Consider the following 18,140-nt stretch of genomic DNA (forward strand, 5'->3'; position numbering starts at 1 on the left):
GCCGTTCCCGAATAGGCATTCGTAGCTACAAAAATAGCTTGCCCGTCATATTTTTCGTAACTACAACAACAATAATATGGAAATCGCCTTCGATCCGGCCAAGGACAAGAGCAACCAGCGCAAGCATGGCATCTCGCTGTCGCTGGCCCAGGGAATCGACTGGCCGGAGGTGATGGCCAAGCCCGACACGCGCCAGGATGACGGCGAGGTTCGGGAAATCGGCTATGCGGTCATCGACGACCGCTTGTACTGCGTGGTGTTCACGCAGCGCGAAGACAAGATGCACGTCATCAGTCTGCGCAAGGCCGATTCACGAGAGGTACGGAACTATGTCGAGCAAACGTAAGCTGATCCTGCCGACGTCCGTGGAGGACGCGGCGATCGACCGCGGCATTGCCGCGGATCCGGATACCTACGAACCGGGAACCGATCCGCTACGACAAGGCGGTGATCGATGCCTTCAAGGCGGGCGGCCCAGGCTGGCAGACCAGGATGAATGAGGCTCTCAAGAAGGCCGTGACTGGCGAAGGACGGGCGTAGGCGGCGGTCGGTGGAAAAAAGCCCGAACTTTCCGGATTTGACGGATCGCTTTACGAAGATCCAGCCCGCGTCGTACGGCTGACACGGCCCTCTACGGGCCGTGCCACAAGAAGAATGCTCAGGCGGCGGCCTGCTGCCGCGCGGCGGAATCGCCGGCCGAGGCCGTCTCCGCCTGCACGGTTTCGCCGAACCACGCCAGGTCCGGGCCCAGCGCGGCGACTGCGCCGACGATGACCAGGGCGGGGGACCGGATGGCGTGGCGCTGCGCGGCGTGCGCGAGCGAACCCAGGGTGGCGTGCAGGGTGCGCTGTTCCGGGCGCGAGCCGTTTTCCACCAGGGCGCAGGGCAGGCCGGGGGCGTGGCCTTCGGCCAGCAGCCGGGCGCTGAGCTCGGGCAGGCGTTCCACGCCCATGTAGTACACCCGGGTCCGGCCGTCGCCGCCGTCCCCGGAAGCGGCGGGCCGGTCCCGCCCGGATGCGCCCGCCTGCCGGTGCGCCGTGGCCAGGGTCAGGGACTGGGCGTGGCCGCGGTGCGTCAGCGGGATGCCGGCGTAGGCGCCGCAGGCCAGGGCGGCGGTGATGCCGGGCACGACTTCGTAGGCGATGCCGTGGCGCTTCAGGTGCTGCAGCTCTTCGCCGCCGCGCCCGAAGACCATCGGGTCGCCGCCCTTCAGGCGCACCACGCAGCGCCCCTGGCGGGCGTGCGACACCATCAGGGCGTGGATGCGCGCCTGGGTGGATTCGTGCGGGCCGCCGGGCGCCTTGCCCACGTCGATCACCTGCGCGTCGCGCCGCGCCAGCGCCAGGACGGCGGGACTCACCAGCCGGTCGGCCAGGATCACGTCGGCCTCGTTCAGGGCGCGCAGGCCGCGCAGGGTCAGCAGGCCCGGGTCGCCGGGGCCGGCGCCGACCAGCAGCACCTTGCCCGCCGGGGGCGGATTGCGCGCGGCCAGGGCCTGGTCCAGCAGGGCTTCCGCTTCGCCGGCGCGGCCGCGCCGCAGAGCGCCCAGGACGGGACCGTCCAGCAGCCAGTCGTAGAAATCCCGGCGCGGCCGCAACTGCGGCCGGGCCTGGCGGATGGCCGGCCGCTTGCGCTGGGCCAGCGCGGCCAGCGCGCCCAGGGCCGGGTCGAACAGCGATTCGATGCGTTCGCGCAGGCGCCGGGCGATCACCGGCGCCGCGCCCCCCGAGGAAATGGCGATGGTGATGGGGGACCGGTCCACGATGGCCGGCACCTGGACGCTGGACAGCTCCGGATCGTCCACGACGTTGCAGAACAGCCGCCGCGCCGCGGCGGCGTCGGCCACCCGCCGGTTCTGCGCGCGGTCGCTGGTGGCCGCGACGGCCAGCCAGGCCTCGTCGAGCAGGGCGGGATCGAATTCCCCCAGGCGCAGCTCGATCTCGCCCGCGCGGGCGCGCGCCAGCACCTGGGGATGGGCCGCGCGGGCGCTGACGATCACCCGGGCGCCGGCCGCGCGCAGCAGGGCGATCTTGCGCTCGGCCACCAGGCCCGCGCCGACGACGACGGCGGTGCGCTCCTTCAGGTCGGCGAACAGCGGGAAGTGGTTCATGCGGCGCTCGCCTTGCGGTCGGGAACCGCGGCATGCGGGCCGCGCGGATCCGCCTGGATGACGCCGACGCGCACCAGGAAGTCGCCGAAGCCTTCGTCCGCGACGCGCTCGCGGGCGTACTGGCCGAACAGGGCGTCCAGGCTGGACAGGATCTCCGCCTCGGCGACGTTTTCGCGGTACAGGACGTTCAGGCGCTCGCCGATGAAATCGGCGCCCAGGCGCAGGTCGTAGCGCCCCAGGGCGCGGCCCACCAGGGCGATTTCGCCCAGGTAGGGGCGCGAACAGCCGTTCGGGCAGCCCGACAGGCGCAGCAGGATGGGCGCGTCGCGCAGGCCGTGCGCATCCAGCAGGGCCTCCAGCTTGGGCAGCAGGACGGGGGCGTAGCGCTCGCTCTCGGCCATGGCCAGGCCGCAGGTGGGCAGGGCGACGCAGGCGATGTGGTGGCGGCGGATGCCGCTCTGTTCCTTGTAGCCGTCCAGCCCGTATTCTTCGACCAGGGCGTCGATGGCGGCGCGGTCGGCCTCGTCCACGTTGGCGATCACGAGGTTCTGGTTGCAGGTCAGGCGGAATTCGCCCTGGAGCACCCGGGCGATCTCGCGCATGCCGGTCTGCAGGCGCAGGCCGTCCTGGTCCCACAGGCGGCCGGAGGCGATGTACAGCCCCAGGTGCCAGCGGCCGTCCTCGCCGCGCGACCAGCCGTAACGGTCGCCGTTGTGTGCGAAGCGATAGGGGCGCAGGGGCTCCAGGGGGACGCCCGCGCGCAGGCCGACCTGTTCGCGGAACCAGTCCACGCCCAGGCGGTCGATGGTGTATTTCAGGCGCGCGTGCTGGCGCTCCTTGCGGTCGCCGTGGTCGCGCTGCAGGGTGACCACGGCCTCGGCCACGGCGACCACGTGTTCCGGCCGGGTGAAGCCGATCAGCGTGCCCAGGCGCGGGTAGGTGGTCGGGTCGCCCGCCGTGGCGCCCATGCCGCCGCCCACGGCGACGTTGAAGCCCTGCAGTTCGCCGTTCTCGATGATGGCGACCAGCCCCAGGTCGTTGGCGAAGACGTCGCAGTCGTTGGTCGGCGGGATGGCGATGCCGATCTTGAACTTGCGCGGCAGGTAGGCCGAATCGTTGCCGTAGATGGGCTCCTCGTCGACCGCTTCGCCGACCTGCTCGCCGCCCAGCCAGATCTCGGCGTAGGCGCTGGTGCGCGGCAGGAAGTGGTCGGACAGGCGCTGCACCCAGGCTTGCGTCAGCGCGTGCTGGCTGGACAGGTGCGGGTTGACCGAGCTGATCACCTGACGGTTGACGTCGCCGCAGGCGGCGATGGTGGTGGCGCGGGCGTCGTGGATGCCCTGCATGAAGGCGCGCAGGTTGCGCTTCAGGATGCCATGCCACTGGAAGGTCTGGCGCGTGGTGATGCGCAGGCCGCGCGTGGCGTATTTCTGCGCCAGTTCGTCCAGCGCCAGCCACTGGTCGGGGCTGATCACGCCGCCCGGCAGACGCGCGCGCACCATGAAGGCGTAGGCCGGCTCCAGCTTCTGCTTGCGCCGCTCGTCGCGGATGTCGCGGTCGTCCTGCATGTAGCTGCCGTGGAACTTCAGCAGCTTGGTGTCGGCTTCGGGGATGGCGCCGGTGACCGGGTTTTCCAGTTCCTTGGCGATGGTGCCGCGCAGGAACCGGCTGCGGGTCTTGATGTCTTCCAGGGGGGACAGGGGGGAAATGCTCATGTCGTGGTGTCGGAGTCGAATAGGAAACTGGCCGGGGCGCGAACCCCGGCCAGGGAATGGGACGGGAGCGGGACGTTCAGTACACGTCGCGCGCGTAGCGGCCTTGCGCGGCGAGGTCGTCCAGCCACTGGCGGGCGCCTTCCTCGTCCAGGCCGCCGTGGTCGCGGGCGATCTCCAGCAGGGCGGCGTGCACGTCGCGGGCCATGCGGTCGGCGTCGCCGCAGACGTAGACGTGGGCGCCCGCCTGGATCCAGTCGTACACGTCGGCGCCCTGGGCCAGCAGCTTGTGCTGGACGTAGATCTTTTCCTCCTGGTCGCGCGAGAACGCCAGGTCGATGCGATCCAGGTGGCCGTCCTTCAGCGCCTGCTGCCATTCGACCTGGTAGAGGAAATCGCTGGTGAAGTGCGGGTTGCCGAAGAACAGCCAGTTGCGGCCCGGGGCGTCCGCCTCGGCGCGGGCCTGGACGAAGGCGCGAAACGGCGCCACCCCGGTCCCGGCGCCGATCATGATGATGTCGCGCGAGGCGTCGGCCGGCAGGCGGAAGCGCGTGTTTTCCTCGATGAAGACCGGGATCGTGTCGCCCTCGGCCCGTTCGGCCAGGAAGTGCGAGGCCACGCCCCAGCGGGATTCGCCTTCCAGCTCGAAGGCGACGTGCCCGAGCGTCAGGTGGACCTCGTCCTCGGCCACCGCCGCGCAGGAGGCGATGGAATACAGGCGCGGGGTCAGCGGGCGCAGGGCCGCCACCAGGGCCTGCCCGGTCCAGCGCGCCGGCCACTGGCGCAGCGCGTCGATCAACTGGTGCGTGCCCAGGTAGGCGGCCAGGCGCTCGCGGGCGTCCGGCGCCAGCAGCGCCGCCAGCTCGCCGCTCTGCGCGCGTTCCGCCAGGGCGGCCAGGAAGGGACGGGTCAGCACCGTCAGTTCGCGGTAGCGGCCCAGCCATTCGCCCAGCGGGCGCTGGACGCCCTGGTGCTCGACGGGGTCGATCGCGTTCAGGCCGGTGGCTTCCAGCACGCGGGCGACCAGGGTGTCGTCCTGCACGGGCCAGACGCCCAGGGCGTCGCCGGGCTCGTACTGCAGCTTGCTGCCGTCCAGGGACAGCTCCAGGTGGCGGATGTCCTTGTCGCTGTCGCGCCCGGTGATGGGCTGGTTCAGCAGGACTTCCGCCTGGAACGGATGGTCGCGGGTGAACTTCTCGGCCTGGGGGCGCAGCGGCGTCACGGTGGCCTGGGAGGCGGCCGGCGCGGCGGATTTCAGGACCTCGCGCGCCTGTTCCAGGGCGCGGGCCTGCCAGGGCGCGGCGACCGTCTCGATGTCCAGGTCGGCCGCGCCCGCGTCCTGCAGGCGCTGCGCGCCCAGTTCGGCCAGGCGCGCGTCGATCTTCTGCGAGATGCCGCAGAACGAGGGATAGCTGGAATCGCCCAGGCCCAGCACGGCGTATTTCAGCCGCGGCAGCTTCGGCGCGCGCTTGCCCAGCAGGAATTCGACCCAGGCGATGGAATCGTCCGGCGGATCGCCGTCGCCCTGGGTGCTCATGACCACGTAGAGCAGCTGCTCGTCCTTCAGTTCCTTGGTCTTGTACTGGTCGGCCCGCACCAGGCGCGCCTCCAGCCCCTGGGCGCGCACCTGCTCGTGCAGCGCGGTGGCGATGCGCCTGGCATTGCCCGTCTGGCTGCCGTAGAGGATGGTCAGGCGCTGCGCCGCGTCGGGCGCGGCGGCGGCCACCGCCAGCGGGGGCGCGGTTTCCCGCGCGGGCTGGCGCGCCTGGGCGACGCCCGCGAAATAGCCCGAGAGCCAGTGCAGGCTGGAAGATTCCAGGGTGTCGGCCAGTTCGGCGATCAGGGAATGATGGGCTTCGGGCAGGTAGTTCGGCGCGAGCATGGCACGGTCTTGTGAAAATGAAGGAAGCGTCCATTCTGGGACGCTTCCTTCATATCGTGAACGAACCGATGCTTATGTTTTTATGCGGGCATAAGCAAATTGCCTGACGAATAGGAGCGCCTTGCAAGGCGCGGCGTGGACCGGGTTCACGCTTCCCAGTGGAGCCAGCCTTCCGCCAGCCATTCGTCGAGCAGGGCCAGGGTCCCGGGGGCCAGGCGGCGCACCGCGTCGGCCTCCAGCGCGCGCTGGTCGGCGAGCGCCTCCAGGCCGGGTGCGGCCGCCAGGGGCGCGACCTCGCCGTTGATGAAGAGCTGCCGGTCGCAGTACATCAGCCGCGTGCAGCGGTCCAGGACCAGCCGGCCCGCCGCGGGCACCCCGGCGCTCAGCGAAAGGGGTTCGTCGGCCGGATCGAACAGGGCGCTGTCGGGCAGCGAGGTGAGCCATTGGCCCAGGAACCGGGCCGCCACCGCGTGGTCCAGGCGGATCCTGGACAGGGTGTCCAGCGTGGCCCGCACCAGCGAGTCGGGCAGGGCCGCCGGAGTGCGCGTGGCGGGCGCGCCGGCGTCGGTGTAGAGCGCGGCCAGGTCCGGGCCGGGCAGGCAGGGGTGCCCGTACAGCCCCGGGTCGCCCAGGTGCTGGGCCGAAATCTGGTCGGCGGCCGCTTCCAGCAGGCCGCGGGCCAGGGTGGCCTGGCTGGGGACGCGGAAGCCGATGGACAGCGTCATGCAGTCGTTGCCGATGGCCACGCCGTCGTGGCAGACGTGCGGGGGCAGGTACAGCATGTCGCCCGGCTCTAGGACGTCGTCCGCGTCCGGCTGGAAATCGGCCAGGATCTTCAGCGGCAGCCCCGGCACCAGGGCGCGGTCGGCCTGCCGGCTGGTGCGCCAGCGGCGCCGGCCGTGGCCCTGCAGCAGGAACACGTCGTAGCTGTCGTAATGGGGCCCGACCCCGCCGCCGTCGGTGGCGATGCTGATCATCAGGTCGTCCAGCCGGGCGTCGGAAATGAAGCGGAATTGCCGCATCAGCGCGGCCGAGGCGTCGTCGTGCAGGTCCACGCTCTGCACCAGCAGCGTCCAGTTCGGCTGCGTGGCGGGCGGCAGCCGGCGAAACGGCCCATGCTTCAGCGACCAGCCGCGCTCGCCGTGGGTGATCAGGCGGGACTCGACCTCTTCCCGGCGGGCCAGCGTCTGCACGTCGCGGATCGTGACCGGGGGCCGGAAGCCGGGGATGGCCTGGCGCACCAGCAGGGGCTTCTTCTGCCAGTAGTCGCGCATGAATTCCTGCGGCGTCAGGCCGCCCAGCAGCGGCGTGGGCCGGTCGATGTCGGGGATCGCGGGAGCGGGGGTCGGGGTGTGCATGGCGGGGTGTCCTGGAGTGTCCTCGGGGGGCGGGCGGGCCGGCGGACCGGGCACCGCGCATGCGCGGCGGACTGGATTCCGGTCCGGGCCGCGCGCGTATCCATCAGAGAAAGTCGCGGCGCAGCTGGTAGATCAGCTCCAGCGCCTCGCGCGGGCTGAGGCTGTCGGGCTCCAGCGCCTGCAAGGCGGCGCGCAGCGGTGCGTCCGGGTCGCCGCCGGACTCGTCCTCGGCCTGCTGCACGAACAGCGCCAGCTGGGAACCCGCCCGGTTGCGGGCCTCCAGTTCGGCCAGTTCCTTGCGCGCGTGGCGGATCACCACCGGCGGGATGCCCGCGCGCTGGGCCACGTGCAGGCCGTAGCTCTGGCTGGCCGGCCCCGGGCGCACCTCGTGCAGGAAGACCACGCCGTCGGGCGCGTCGGCCGCCGCCAGGTGGACGTTGACCACCCCGTGGGCCGTCTCCGGCAGCCGGGTCATCTCGAAATAGTGCGTGGCGAACAGCGTCAGGGCGCGGTTGTGCGTCAGCAGCCGGTGGGCGATCGCCCAGGCCAGCGCCAGGCCGTCGTAGGTGGACGTGCCCCGGCCGATCTCGTCCATCAGCACCAGGCTGCGCGGCGTGGCCGCCCCCAGGATCACGCCCGCCTCCATCATCTCCATCATGAAGGTCGAGCGCCCGCCCGCCAGGTCGTCGGCCGCGCCGATGCGCGTGAAGATGCGGTCCACCGGACCGATGCGCGCCCGCGCGGCGGGCACGTAGCTGCCGGCGCGCGCCAGCAGCGCGATCAGCGCCACCTGGCGCATGTAGGTGGACTTGCCGCCCATGTTCGGCCCCGTGATGAGCAGCATGCGGCGCTCTTCGTCCATGCGGCAGTCGTTCGGGGTGAAGGACTCGATGCTGTGTTCCACCACCGGATGGCGGCCCGCCTGGATGTCCAGGCAGACGTCGTCGGACAGCTCCGGCGCCACCCAGCCGTGGGCGCGCGCGTGGTGGGCCAGCCCGGCCAGCGCGTCGATCCGCGCCAGGGCGGCGGCACTGCGCGCCAGGGCCGAGGCGTGCTCCGCCGCCTGCGCCAGGATCCGCTCGTACAGCAGTTTCTCGCGCGCCAGGCCGCGGTCCCGGGCCGACAGCACCTTGTCCTCCCAGGCCTTCAGTTCGGGCGTGATGTAGCGCTCGGCGTTCTTCAGCGTCTGGCGGCGGCGGTAGTCGTCGGGCACCTTGTCGGCCTGGCCGCGCGTGACCTCGATGAAGAAGCCGTGAACGCGGTTGTATTCCACCCGCAGGTTGGCGATGCCGGTGCGCTCCCGCTCGCGGGCCTCGACTTCCAGCAGGAAGGCGCCGTTGTCGCCCGCCAGCTGGCGCAGTTCATCCAGTTCGGCATCGTAGCCCGGGGCGATCACCCCGCCGTCGCGCACCATCGGGGCGGGTTCGGCGGCGATGCCCCGCGCCAGCAGCGCGTGCAGCGCCGGGTCCACGGGCACGTCGCGCAGGCAGTCGGCCAGCAGCCCCCGGGCGTCGAAGGCGGATGCGGTGGCCTGCGCCAGCGCGTCCAGCCCCGCCAGCGCCTCGCGCAGGCTGGCGAGTTCGCGCGGGCGGATCGTGCCCAGCGCCAGGCGGGTCGCCATGCGCTCCAGGTCGGGCAGCGGCCGCAGCGCGTCGCGCAGGGCGCGCAGCGCGCCATCGGCGTCCGGCGCCCGCAGGAACTGCGTGATCACGTCCTGTCGGGCGCGCGCCTGCGGGTTGTCGCGCAGCGGCGCCTGCAGCCAGCGGCGCAGCTGACGGCTGCCCATGGGCGTGCGGGCGTGGTCCAGTGTGCTGAACAGCGTCGGACCGTCGCCGCCGTTCAGCGTGTCCGTGATTTCCAGGTTGCGCCGCGTGGCCGGGTCCAGCACCACGTAGTCGCCGCCCGCGTCCACCGCCAGGCTGTGCACATGGTTGAGCGCCTGGGCCTGCGTCGCCCCGACGTAGCGCAGCAGCGCGCCCGCCGCCCGCGTCGCCAGCGGCAGGTGGTCCAGTCCGAAGGCGCCCACGTCGTTCACGCCGAAATGGCGCAGCAGCGTGTCGCGCGCGCCGTCGGCCTCGAAGTGCCAGTCCGGCACCCGGCTGATCGCCGCGTCCAGGCCGCAGGCCTCCAGCGCCCCGGTGTCCGCCTGTTCCGCGCAGACCAGCTCGGCGGGCGCGATGCGGCCCAGTTCCGCGTCCAGCAGTTCCGATGTCGATTCGCAGGCCTTGAAGTCGCCGTTGGCCAGGTTCATCCAGGCCAGGCCCACGGTCTCGCGCCCGTGGCCGCGCCCCGTGATCAGGGCCGCGATCCGGCGGTCGTCGTCGGCCGGCAGCAGCGCGTCGTCGGTCAGCGTGCCGGGCGTCACCACCCGCACGATCCGGCGTTCGACCGGCCCCTTGCTGGCGCCCGGGTCGCCGATCTGCTCGCAGATGGCGATGGATTCACCCATCGCCACCAGCCGCGCCAGGTAGCTTTCCATGGCATGGTGCGGCACGCCCGCCATCGGGATCGGCGCGCCGTTGGACGTGCCGCGCTTGGTCAGCGTCAGGTTCAGCAGCCGCGCCCCGCGTTCCGCGTCGTCGTAGAACATCTCGTAGAAGTCGCCCATGCGATAGAACAGCAGATGCGACCCGGCCTGGGCCTTGAGCTGGAGGTACTGCTGCATCATGGGGGTGTGGCCGGAGAGATCGGGGGTGGACATGGACGGAATGCTGACAGGGGGTGGAACGGGGAGGTACGTATTATCGTTCAATGGGGCGGGGGTGTCAGGGGGAGGGGTGTGTCAGTGAGCGATGGTTCTGGCACGGGGACCCTTTGTTTGCTGCCGCGCAGGCAGCTTAGAAATGCGCCAGGCCGTCCGCAATCTGGATGATGCCGTTTGCTGCCGCGCAGGCAGCTGAGAAAACAGGGGGCGCGACAGCGCTGGTTGTGGCGGTAATGTGCGTTGTTGCGCAAGCAGCGAAGGAGTGCCGGACTCGGGCCCTCACTTCAAGTTTCCGCCATTTCTCGCTCGGCTGCTTTTGCCAGGAAGGCGGAGCGCGATAAGTGCTGGGCCTTGGCCATGGCATCGATGCGATGCACCAGGTTTTCCGGCAGGCTGATGTTCAGGCGAACGGCCTTGGTGTTGACCTTGGACAGGTCGATATCCACCATCATCCAAAAGCCGCCCTCGAAGTCCTCGTGACCTTTCCAGGCTTCGGGTGCGCTGGGCCCGGGGATCGCTTCGGTTTCGCCATGGAAGTGCGCCTCGACGGCTTCCTGGGCGGCGCGGGGCAGATCCTGCAATTCGTCGGCGCCGGCAAAGCAGCCGGGGAAGTCGGGGAAGGACGCGCCGTAGGCACTGTCGCGGTCCTTGTGCACGTGGATCGGATAGAGCATGGGGGTTTCTCCTGGCCGGGTCGTTTATCGGAGACCGGCCTGTTTGAGGATGCTGCGTTGTGTCGGTAGGGGCAGTTCCTTCTTAGGGTGGGGCACCGTGACCTTGCCGGGCTTGGTCGGATGCTTGAACTGGTGATGCGACCCAACGGTATGCACCAGATACCAGCCGTCGGCCTTCAGTTGCTTGATAAGGTCTGTGCTGTTCATTTGTGTAATTATACACAACACACAAGAATACACAATGATGATAGGCACTGGAGAAAGCCGGTATTCAACAAAGATCGGGTGGCGGTTTGAAAGGGCTGTTTCACAGCGGGTCGCTGCGGGTGGATACAATGCGCGGATGACTGTTTTCCCCCGAGGATCGCACACCATCATGCCCAAGTCGCACGCATCGCTGAAGGAACTCACCCTGCGGGGCGTGATCCTGGGCGCCTTGATCACCCTGGTGTTCACCGCCTCCAACGTCTACCTGGGCCTGAAAGTGGGCCTGACCTTCGCGTCCTCGATCCCGGCGGCGGTGATTTCCATGGCGGTCCTGCGGGCGTTCCGGGACTCCAATATCCTGGAGAACAACATCGTCCAGACGCAGGCGTCCGCGGCGGGCACCTTGTCCGCCGTCATTTTCGTGCTGCCGGCGCTGCTGATGATGGGATACTGGACGGGGTTCCCCCTGCTGCAGACCGCCATGATCTGCGCCTGCGGCGGGATTCTGGGCGTGGTGTTCACCGTGCCGCTGCGGCGCGCGCTGGTGGTCAACAGCGAACTGCCGTATCCGGAAGGCGTGGCCGCGGCCGAGATCCTGAAAGTCGGGCAGAAGCCGGGCGGTGAGGATGGCGGCGAGACCCGGCCGGCCGGCGGCTTGCGCGAGATCATGCTGGGCGGAGTGCTGGCGGGCGGCTTCAGCCTGCTGACGAGCGGCCTGCGCGTGGCTGGCGACAGCGTGAGCCATTGGTTCAGCATCGGGCGCGCCGTGTTCCAGTTGCCTCTGGGCCTGTCCTTCGCGCTGGTCGGGGCGGGCTATCTCGTCGGCATCGTCGGCGGCGTGGCGATGCTGCTGGGCGTGGTGCTGGCCTGGGGCGTGGCCGTTCCCTGGCTGACGTGGCTTTCGCCCATGCCCGAGGGCGCCAGCCTGGCCAGTTTTGCCACCGGCGTCTGGGTCTCCAAGGTGCGCCTGATCGGTGCAGGCATGATCGCCGTGGCGGCCGTCTGGACGCTGTTGACGCTGATCCGGCCGATGGTCGAGGGCATGCGGATTTCCCTGTCGGTGTTCAAGCAAGGGCCGGGCGAGTCGGGGCTGGACCGCACCGACGCCGACCTGCCGCCCAGGCTGCTGCTGAAGCTGACGCTGCTCATGATCCTGCTGCTGGGCGCGACCTTCCAGTCCTTCGTGGCGGACTCGGGCCTGCCCACGCTGGCCGCCTGGACCCTGGTCGTGGCCGGTGTCGTGCTCGCCTTCGTCTTCGGCTTCCTGGTGGCGGCCGCCTGCGGCTACATGGCAGGCCTCGTCGGGTCGTCGGCCAGCCCGATCTCCGGCATCGCCGTGATCGCCATCCTGGCCTCGTCCATGATCTTCATCGGCATCGGCCAGGCGCAGGACCTGCTGGGCAGGCCGGAATCCGTACGGTTCATGACGGCGCTCGCGCTGTTCTGCACCTCGGTCGTCGTGGCCGTGGCGGCGATTTCCAACGACAACCTGCAGGACCTGAAGACGGGCTGGCTGGTGCACGCGACTCCGTGGCGCCAGCAGGCGGCGCTGATCATCGGCTGCGTGATCGGCGCGGTGACGATCCCGCCGGTGCTGGGGCTGCTTTACGAGGCGTACGGCTTCATCGGCAGCCTGCCGCGCGCGGGCATGGATCCCGCGCAGGCCCTGGCCGCGCCGCAGGCATCGCTCATGATCACCATTGCGCAGGGCCTGTTCAGCCATACGCTCGACTGGACGTACATCCGCATCGGCGTGCTGGTGGGGGCCGCGCTGATCGTCTTCGACTGGATTCTCGGCCGGTTCAGCCGGTTTCGCGTACCGCCGCTGGCGGTGGCCATGGGCGTCTACCTGCCGCCCACGGTGGCCACGGCGCTGTTCGTCGGCGCCCTGATCTCGTGGTTCGTGCGGGGCCGCGTCCGCGCCCAGGCGCTGCAGGCCGGTGCGGACCGCGCCCGCTGCGAGCAGGCAAGCGAACGCACGGGGACGTTGTTCGCCTCGGGGCTGATCGTGGGCGAGAGCCTGGTGGGCGTGGTGCTGGCCATCGTGATCGTCGGTTCCATGGCCTCCGGCGGCGGCGATGCGCCACTGGCCGTGGCGGGTCCCGGGTTCGCGCCGATCGCCACCCTCATCGGGCTGCTGGCTTTCGTCCTCATGTGTGTCGTGTTCGTGCGGCGCGTGCTGGGGGCGGCGGGGGCGGTTGGGAGGGGGTGAGGCGTCGGAGGGAGGGACGCCGCGTTGGCCTGCAGGCTGCGCGGACGCTTGCAGGATGGCCTGGCCCTCAGAGTTTTCTACGCGGCCCTCGTCCTTTGTGTTACAAAAGGATTCATGGATGATATCGCGGCTTCCGACCTCAAGACGATCCTGCACTCCAAGCGGGCCAATATCTACTGCCTGGAGCATTGCCGGGTGCTGGTCAACGGAGGCCGCGTCGAGTATGTGACGGACGCGGGCAAGCGTTCCCTGTACTGGAACATACCGATCGCCAACACCACCAGCATTTTGCTGGGAACAGGGACTTCCATCACCCAGGCCGCGATGCGGGAACTGGCCAAGGCCGGCGTGCTGGTGGGCTTCTGCGGAGGCGGCGGGACGCCTTTGTTCTCCGCCAACGAAGTCGACGTCGAGGTCGCCTGGCTCAGTCCGCAAAGTGAATACCGGCCGACGGAATACCTGCAGGCATGGGTGGAATTCTGGTTCGATGATGCCCGTCGGCTGGTCGCCGCCAAGGCTCTGCAGCAGGCCCGCATCCGACGTCTGGGCGCAGAGTGGCGCCAGGCGGGTTTGCGGGAGTCCGGCTTCAATGTGAATGTCGAGCGGCTGGACGGCTTGCTGGCGCAGAGCGCGCGGCGTGTGGATCAGGCCGGTGAAACAGTCGATCTGCTGACCGAGGAAGCCAGACTGACCAAGGCGCTATTCAAGCTGGCCGTCGACGCGGTTGGCTATGGCGAAGACTTCACCCGGGCCAAGCGCGGGTCCGGCGTCGATCCCGCCAACCGTTTCCTGGATCATGGCAATTATCTTGCCTATGGGCTGGGTGCCACGGCATGCTGGGTGCTGGGCTTGCCGCATGGTCTGGCGGTCCTGCACGGCAAGACACGGCGCGGTGGGCTGGTGTTCGACGTGGCGGATCTGGTGAAGGACGCCTGCATCCTGCCACAGGCTTTCCTGTCCGCCATGCGGGGCGATGATGAGCAGCAGTTCCGCCGCAACTGCATCGAGGCGCTGACGCGCGGCGAGTCCCTGGATTTCATGATCGATGCGGTCAAGGACATCGCCATGACGGCCGCCCGCCAGGCTGCTCCAGTCGCTTCGGGCCGTGAAGGCAAGGCATGAATGTCCTGCTGGTTTCCCAATGCAGCAAGCGGGCTTTGACGGAAACACGCCGGATCCTGGATCAATTTGCCGAGCGGCGGGGCGATCGGACCTGGCAGACCGCGATGACCCGGGCAGGTCTGGATACCCTGAGGAAGCTGCTGCGCCAGACGGCGCGCAAGAACACGGCCGTGACCTGTCACTGGATCCGGGGCCGGGATCATAGCGAACTGCTGTGGATCGTCGGCGATGCCCGGCAGTTCAACGCCGAAGGCGCCGTGCCGACGAACACGACCGCAAGCGACGTCCTGCGGCGCGACGACGAGAATGATTGGCACAGCCTGCGGACGATCCGCAGAATTGCCGCCCTGGCCGCGCTATTGCATGACCTGGGCAAGGCGACCCAGTCCTTTCAAGAGCGTTTGCAGCACAAAGCACCCCAGGAAAGGAACCGCTATCGCCATGAGTGGGTCTCCGTGCGCCTGTTCCAGGCATTTGTCGGCCAGGATGATGACGCAGGGTGGCTGCGGCGCTTGATCGATGGGGGCGGGGAAAACGTCGACGGAGAGCGTTTCGAGGCTCCCTGGCTGGATCATAGGAAAGGCCGCCTGTTGCGTGACGGCCTGGATGCGGCTGCGCGCGACAACAAGCCGTTCGCTTCATCGGACAAGGGTCTGCCTCCCCTGGCTCGGGCGGTGGCCTGGCTGGTGCTGACGCACCACCGCCTGCCCGCCCTGCCGTACAGCGCAAGCGAGTCCCTCGAGTCGACCCGTTTATGGCATGGCCGATCACCTCGAGGGGTGAATGGCCGGACCCTGGATGCCGTCTTGAGCCAGATCGACGCGGACTGGAACGAGCCTTGGGGCGAGCAGCCGGCAATATCCAAAAGGAAGATCGAACCCTATTGGAAATTTCTCCACGGCTTGCCGGTGCGAACCTTGAAATGGCGCAAGCGGGCCGCGCGCATCGCCCGGGATCTGCTGGGGGATTTGCCGGGGATCGAGGACTGCCTGGGCGATCCCTACATCATGCATGTATCGCGCCTGGCCTTGATGCTGGGGGATCATCACTATTCCAGCCTGGAAGCGGAAGAGGATCGAACCACGGGAGAGAAGGATTTTCCCTTGTTCGCCAATACCCGGCGCAAGACCGGCGCATTGTTGCAGCCGCTGGACGAGCATCTGCTGGGCGTCGAGTTGCATGCGGGCCGGATCGTGCATTCACTGCCGGTCCTGACGCGGGATCTGCGCCATTTGGCCGGGCACCGGGGGCTGAAAAAACGCAGCCTGAATCCTGCGTTCCGCTGGCAGGACAAGGCGGCTGATCTCGCCGCCGGAGTGCGCTCGCGCGCGGCGGATCAGGGTGCCTTCATCGTCAACATGGCATCGACCGGCTGCGGCAAGACATTGGGAAACGCCCGGATCATGAATGCGCTGGCCGACCCCGTGCTGGGCCTGCGCTGCGCATTCGCCGTCGGCCTGCGCACCCTGACCTTGCAGACGGGCCGGGTATTTCAGAAAGACCTGGGCCTGCCGGATGACGAACTGGCCATCCGGGTCGGGGCGCGGCCAGCCGCGAGCTGTTCGAGTATTACGCGCAGCTTGCCGAAGACAGCGGTTCCGCCTCCCGGCAATCCTTGCTGGACGAGACCACCCATGTCGTCTACGACGGCGATGACCGCCATCCGGTGCTGGATCATCTGGGAAAGGATGCCGGGGTCCGGCGCTTTCTGGCGGCGCCCCTGCTGGTTTGCACCGTCGATCATCTGACACCGGCCACGGAGGGTTTGCGGGGTGGCCGCCAGATCGTGCCCATGCTGCGTTTGATGACGGGAGACCTGGTGCTGGATGAGCCGGACGACTTCGATCTGTCCGACCTGCCGGCGCTGGCTCGTCTCGTGCACTGGGCGGGCTTGCTGGGTGCGCGTGTCCTGGTGTCCTCGGCGACCTTGCCGCCCGCACTGATCCAGGGCTTGTTTATGGCTTACCTGGAGGGCCGCCGCTGGTTCCAGCGCAATCGCGGTGCCCGGCCGTCGGAAGCGCCCTCCGTGTGTTGCCTCTGGATCGATGAATTCGCGCAGACCCACGCGGACTGTCCGGATACGGAACGATTCGGTCAGGCGCACCAGACTTTTGCTGCGGACCGTGCCCGGCGGCTGGGAGAGCAGGCGGTACGTCGCATGGTCCGCCTGCTGCCGTTACCTGGGGAATTGGGCAAGCTGGATCAGGCGAGCCGTCGGGGCGCCTTTGCCGGCCTCCTGCGGGATGCCGCTTTGGATTTGCATGCCGTGCATTGCACCGAAGACCCGCATAGTGGCAAGCGGATCAGCTTCGGCCTGATCCGCATGGCGAATATCGACCCGTTGTTCGAGGTGGCCCTGGCTTTGTTCCGCCTCGGGGCGCCTCCAGGAGTGCACGTCCATCTGTGCGTCTACCACGCCCGGTTTCCGTTGTTCCTGAGATCCCGGATCGAACATTTGTTGGATACCGCCTTGGATCGGCGTCAGGAGGCCGCCGTGTTCGACCTGCCCGACGTGCGCCGGCGCATCGACGCGGTGGAGGCCCGGGATCAGTTGTTCGTGGTGCTGGGATCCCCCGTGACCGAAGTCGGGCGCGATCATGACTATGACTGGGCCGTGGTCGAGCCCTCTTCGATGCGGTCGCTGATTCAGCTCGCGGGCCGGGTGTGGCGTCATCGCCGTGACAAGGCCGTGTCACAGCCCAATCTGCTGGTGTGCGACAGCAATCTGAAGCATTTCGACAGGCCGGGCCAGCCTGCTTTCTGCCGACCGGGTTTCGAGAGTCCGGACTATCCCCTGCGGCCGCACCGTCTGACGGCGCTGCTGGCGCCCTGGCTGGATGGCGATCAGCGCATGCCCATCGACGCGCGGCCGCGAATCGTTGCGCGCGCCGGATCGGATCGCCTGCCCGCCGGTAATCTGGTCGATCTCGAACATGTCCGGATGGAGCATCAGATGCTGCCGCCGGAGCGGGTGCATGCATTGAACGCCACCAGCTTCTGGTTGCGGGACCATGCGCGGCTGACCGCTTTCCTGCAGCAGGCGCAGCCGTTCCGTGATCAGCCCCAGCCCGATGTGGAGGTGGTCTGGTTGCCCGATGAGGACGATGTGCTCCGCCTGTACCGAGTCGAGGAGGGCGAGCGGAGGTTTCTGGAACTTCATGTTTGCATCGATGCCAGCCAGCGCTGGGATGTGCCGGACGCTGCGGTTCGGGGCGAGGGGATCGGTTGCTGGAGTGTGGAAGAGGATTTCGCGCGCTGCATGGCGGATCAGGCCGAGGCCCTGGGCCTGTCCCTGGACGCATTCGCCCAGCGCTATGCGCGCGCTACGCTGCCCGCCAGTGAGCAAGGCTGGTTCTGGCATCCGGCGCTGGGGTTTGCGGTGAAGGGGTGACGGGACTGGAAGCTGGATCGGCAGGTCGCCGCTTATGCTGGAACGGATTCCATGGGGCGGAGCGTTGCCAGCGCCGTCTGCAACTCTGGGTTCAGTTCCGCGGTTCGCAGATCGAAAGAGGCCTGGAGATTCAGCCAGGATTGCGCGTCACCGCCGAAATAACGGGCCAGGCGCAGCGCGGTATCTGCCGTGATGCCGCGCCGTTCGAGCAGGATGTCGTTGATGCGGGAGGCGGGGACGAGCAGGTGGCGAGCCAGCGCATTGGCGCTCATTCCCAGGGGGATCAGATAGTCCTCGCGCAGGACCTCGCCGGGATGTACGGGGCGCATGCCGTTTTTGATCATGTCGGAGTCCTCCTGTTCCTGTCGACGTGTCATTTGCCATCGAGGTATTCCGTCAGTGATAGTCCACGATCTCGACCTCTGCCGGGCCTTCGTCTGTCCAGATGAAGCAGATGCGCCACTGGGCATTGATCCGGATGCTGTAGCGCCCCAATCGATCTCCCGCCAACCTTTCCAGGCGGTTGCCGGGCGGGCTGCGCAAAAAAGTCCAATGTGGCCGCGGCGTCCAACTGTGCCAGCTTGCGTTCAGCCGCCCGTTGGATGTTGGCGAAGCGGCGGGTGCTGCCAGTCATGAACAGACTCCGGCTTTCCTCGCAGAGGAAGGATTGGATGGTCATGTGTGCACCATTTTATACCGTTTACCGGGATTCGGGATGCTGCCTGTGCGGCAGAAAGGATGACTGTTACGAGAAAGTCTCACGAACAG

Annotated in this window: 11 protein-coding genes and 3 pseudogenes; 5 read left to right on the forward strand and 9 right to left on the reverse strand. The window is 68.5% G+C overall.

What is annotated here, in order from left to right:
- Positions 1-76: 76 nt before the first annotated feature.
- Together BN940_RS04510 and BN940_RS18310 are read left to right on the forward strand one after the other, a co-directional pair.
- The gene (locus BN940_RS04510) at positions 77-346 is read left to right on the forward strand and encodes a BrnT family toxin (protein WP_043680612.1); all 270 of its coding nucleotides are present in this window, start codon (positions 77-79) and stop codon (positions 344-346) included.
- A pseudogene (locus BN940_RS18310) lies at positions 330-540 on the forward strand (BrnA antitoxin family protein). Before BN940_RS04510 ends, BN940_RS18310 begins: the two are co-directional and overlap by 17 nt.
- A 118-nt stretch (positions 541-658) precedes the next feature.
- Here the strand turns inward: BN940_RS18310 and cysG are convergent.
- The 7 genes from cysG to BN940_RS18315 form a co-directional block, all read right to left on the reverse strand.
- The gene (cysG, locus tag BN940_RS04515; RefSeq protein ID WP_052355604.1) at positions 659-2,110 is read right to left on the reverse strand and encodes a siroheme synthase CysG; all 1,452 of its coding nucleotides are present in this window, start codon (positions 2,108-2,110) and stop codon (positions 659-661) included.
- Positions 2,107-3,825 carry an assimilatory sulfite reductase (NADPH) hemoprotein subunit gene (cysI, locus tag BN940_RS04520; protein WP_052355605.1) on the reverse strand — a complete coding sequence of 573 codons (1,719 nt, stop codon included), beginning with the start codon at positions 3,823-3,825 and terminating at the stop codon, positions 2,107-2,109. Before cysI ends, cysG begins: the two co-directional genes overlap by 4 nt.
- A 76-nt stretch (positions 3,826-3,901) precedes the next feature.
- Positions 3,902-5,704: an assimilatory sulfite reductase (NADPH) flavoprotein subunit gene (locus tag BN940_RS04525; RefSeq protein ID WP_043680615.1), complete on the reverse strand. Its 1,803-nt coding sequence runs from the start codon at positions 5,702-5,704 to the stop codon at positions 3,902-3,904.
- 146 nt (positions 5,705-5,850) lie between these two features.
- The gene (locus BN940_RS04530) at positions 5,851-7,062 is read right to left on the reverse strand and encodes a cupin domain-containing protein (RefSeq protein ID WP_052355606.1); all 1,212 of its coding nucleotides are present in this window, start codon (positions 7,060-7,062) and stop codon (positions 5,851-5,853) included.
- 103 nt (positions 7,063-7,165) lie between these two features.
- A complete protein-coding gene (gene mutS / locus BN940_RS04535; protein ID WP_043680618.1) occupies positions 7,166-9,763 on the reverse strand; it encodes a DNA mismatch repair protein MutS in 2,598 nt (865 codons plus the stop codon).
- 287 nt (positions 9,764-10,050) lie between these two features.
- Positions 10,051-10,440 (reverse strand): type II toxin-antitoxin system HicB family antitoxin, encoded by a 390-nt coding sequence (locus BN940_RS04540; protein ID WP_043680621.1) that lies wholly within the window; start codon positions 10,438-10,440, stop codon positions 10,051-10,053.
- A 24-nt stretch (positions 10,441-10,464) separates the two neighbouring features.
- Positions 10,465-10,647 carry a type II toxin-antitoxin system HicA family toxin gene (locus tag BN940_RS18315; RefSeq protein ID WP_084330515.1) on the reverse strand — a complete coding sequence of 61 codons (183 nt, stop codon included), beginning with the start codon at positions 10,645-10,647 and terminating at the stop codon, positions 10,465-10,467.
- A 169-nt stretch (positions 10,648-10,816) separates the two neighbouring features.
- On the opposite strand from BN940_RS18315, the gene BN940_RS04545 reads away from it, so the two are divergent.
- The 3 genes and pseudogenes from BN940_RS04545 (at position 10,817) to cas3f (ending at position 17,372) form a co-directional block, all read left to right on the forward strand.
- On the forward strand, positions 10,817-12,859 hold the full coding sequence (locus BN940_RS04545; RefSeq protein ID WP_043680624.1) for an OPT family oligopeptide transporter: 2,043 nt from the start codon (positions 10,817-10,819) through the stop codon (positions 12,857-12,859).
- Positions 12,860-12,973: 114 nt separating this feature from the next.
- Positions 12,974-13,981: a type I-F CRISPR-associated endonuclease Cas1f gene (gene cas1f, locus BN940_RS04550; RefSeq protein WP_043680627.1), complete on the forward strand. Its 1,008-nt coding sequence runs from the start codon at positions 12,974-12,976 to the stop codon at positions 13,979-13,981.
- A pseudogene (gene cas3f / locus BN940_RS04555) lies at positions 13,978-17,372 on the forward strand (type I-F CRISPR-associated helicase Cas3f). Before cas1f ends, cas3f begins: the two are co-directional and overlap by 4 nt.
- A gap of 32 nt (positions 17,373-17,404) precedes the next feature.
- Here cas3f and BN940_RS04560 read toward each other — a convergent pair.
- Both BN940_RS04560 and BN940_RS04565 read right to left on the reverse strand, forming a co-directional pair.
- On the reverse strand, positions 17,405-17,716 hold the full coding sequence (locus tag BN940_RS04560; RefSeq protein WP_043680630.1) for a HigA family addiction module antitoxin: 312 nt from the start codon (positions 17,714-17,716) through the stop codon (positions 17,405-17,407).
- Between the two features lie 52 nt (positions 17,717-17,768).
- A pseudogene (locus BN940_RS04565) lies at positions 17,769-18,051 on the reverse strand (type II toxin-antitoxin system RelE/ParE family toxin).
- Between the last annotated feature and the right edge of the window lie 89 nt (positions 18,052-18,140).

It is taken from the genome of Castellaniella defragrans 65Phen (assembly GCF_000612685.1).
Lineage (GTDB): Bacteria > Pseudomonadota > Gammaproteobacteria > Burkholderiales > Burkholderiaceae_B > Castellaniella > Castellaniella defragrans.